This window comes from Nonomuraea sp. NPDC001699 (assembly GCF_053596455.1).
In genome coordinates, this window is record NZ_JBSFGF010000074.1 from 1 (window position 1) to 2,551 (window position 2,551).

1 protein-coding gene is annotated in these 2,551 nt (G+C 69.8%); it reads left to right on the forward strand.

Going from position 1 to position 2,551, the window contains the following annotated elements; genetic code table 11:
- Nucleotides 1–2,551, forward strand: a 2,551-nt coding sequence (locus tag ACWCSU_RS52710) for a polyketide synthase dehydratase domain-containing protein (RefSeq protein WP_449945220.1), incomplete at both ends; no start/stop codon positions are given.

Below are 2,551 nucleotides of genomic sequence, written 5' to 3' on the forward strand. Positions count from 1 at the left end.
ACACCCCCCTCATCACCAACACCACAGCCACCCCCACCACCACCCTCCACCCCACCCACTGGGCCACCCACGCCCGCCAACCCGTCCACTTCGCCAACACCATCAACTACCTCCACAACGCCGGCGTCACCACCTACATCGAAATCGGACCCGACAACCCCCTCACCACCCTCACCACCCACAACCTCCCCACCCCCACCACCAACACCCCCCCACCCACCACCATCAACACCCTCCACAAAAACCAACCCGAAACCCCCACCCTCCTCCACGCCCTGGCCACCATCCACACCCACACCACCACCCCCATCACCTGGAACACCCTCCTCACCCCCACCCCAACCAACACCCCCACCAACCTCCCCACCTACCCCTTCCAACACCAGCGCTACTGGCTTCGTCCGGAGCCGGTGGGAGTAGGGGCGGATCAGCTGGGGCTGGCGGGTGCGGATCATCCGTTCTTGGGTGCGGTGGTGGAGGTGCCGGAGCAGGGCGGGCTGGTGTTGACGGGGCGGTTGTCGCTGGCCGCTCATCCGTGGCTGGCCGATCACGCTGTCGGCGGGTCGGTGATTTTTCCTGGTACGGGGTTCGTGGAGTTGGTGATCCGGGCGGGTGACGGGGTCGGCTGTTCGCGGGTTGAGGAGCTGACGTTGGAGGCGCCGTTGGTGCTGGACACCGACTCCTCAGCCCAGGTGCTGGTGCGGGTGTCCGGCGCGGGTGCGGACGGGCGACGCGAGGTCCACGTCTACGCCCGACCGGGAGCAGGGACGGGGACGGCAACCGGGACGGGAGCGGGAACGGCTGCGGGGGAGGGGTGGCGACGTCACGCCAGCGCAGTCATAGCCGAGAGCACGACGGACATCGAGAGCGCCGAGAGCGTGAACGGGGATGGCGCGGAGGCTGGATTCGAGCTGGGTGTGTGGCCGCCGGTGGGGGCGCGGGCGGTGGAAGTGGAGGGCTTCTACCAGAAGCTGGCGGAAACGGGATACGGGTACGGGCCGGCTTTCCAAGGAGTGAAACGGGCCTGGGTGCGCAGGGGAGAGGTGTTCGCCGAGGTTGAGCTGGGTGAGCGGGAGTGTGTGGATGCCGCCCGGTTCGAGGTTCATCCGGCGTTGCTGGACGCGGCCCTGCACGCGATCGGGCTGGCGGAGCAGAACTCTGGCGGGGACGCTGCGGGCGAAGAGAAGATCACGGTGCCGTTCTCCTGGAAGGACGTGAGGTTGTACGCGGCTGCGGCCCGGCAGCTTCGGGTGCGTCTGCGGCTTGCCGAGGACGGCGCGATAACCGTGGAGGCGGCGGACGCAGCGGGAAGGCCCGTGGTCTCGATCGGTTCGCTGGTTCTACGGGAGCTGGGGGAGGGGCAGCTGGTTCGCGCGTCCGGTTCGTCGTCGTCTTTGCTGCGGTTGGACTGGGTGCCGTGGTCAGGGGGCCCGGCGGATTCGGCGCCGGGGGAGGTGATCGTGGTCGGTCCGTCCTCCGGTGATGTGGTGGCGGGGGTGCGGGCGGTTGGTGGCGCTGTCGTGGGCCACTATTCCGACCTGTCGGCGTTGGACGCGGGTCTGGCTGCCGGGGAGCCGACAACTGGGACGGTGATCCTGCACCTGGACATGGGAGCGCCCACCCACGACGAGCACGGTGAGCTGCTGTCGCGGTTGCGTGTGGAGCTGGACCGGGCGGTGGAGGTGTTGAAGGGCTGGCTGGCCAGTGAGCGGTCGGCCGAGACCCGGCTGGTGCTGCTCACCACCGGCGTGGTCACGGTGGGCCACAACGCCGATCCCGGCACCACCGATCCTGACCGTGAGCTGGTAGGGGCGGCGGTGCTGGGGCTGGCGCGGTCGGCGCAGGCCGAGCACCCCGGCCGGTTCCTGCTGGTCGACGTGGACGGACAACTCGCTTCCTGGCAGGCGCTGGCCAACGTGCTGGGCACCGGCAGCGTGCCGGGTGGTGTGGGGGATGAGCCGCAGATCCTGGTCCGCCAGGGCCGGGTCCTGGTCCCACGGCTCACCCCCGCACGGGCCGGGGAGGACCTGGCAGTACCGGACGGAGACGGGGCGTGGCGGCTGGACTGCCCCACGCCCGGCTCGGTCGAAGGACTGGCGCTGGTGCCGGACCCGCGCGCGGACCGGGACCTGGACACCGGGCAGGTACGGGTGCAGGTCCGCGCCGCAGGGCTGAACTTCCGCGATGTGCTCAACGTCCTGGGCATGTATCCCGGTGAGGCCGGTCCGCTCGGTGTCGAGTTCGCCGGTGTGGTGAGCGAGGTCGGCCCGGGAGTGGAGCAGCTCGTCGTAGGCGACCGGGTGATGGGGCTGGGCGAGGGAACGTTCGGCCCTCATGTCGTAACCGATCAGCGATTGATGGTGAAGATCCCTGAAGGGTGGAGCTTCGCCGACGCGGCCGCAGTTCCGGGAGCTTTCGCCACCGCCTGGTACGGGCTGGTCGACCTGGCCGGCCTCTCACGAGGCGAGCGGGTCCTCATCCACGCCGGAGCCGGCGGGGTCGGCATGGCCGCCATCCAGATCGCCCGCCACCTGGGAGCCGAGGTGTTCAC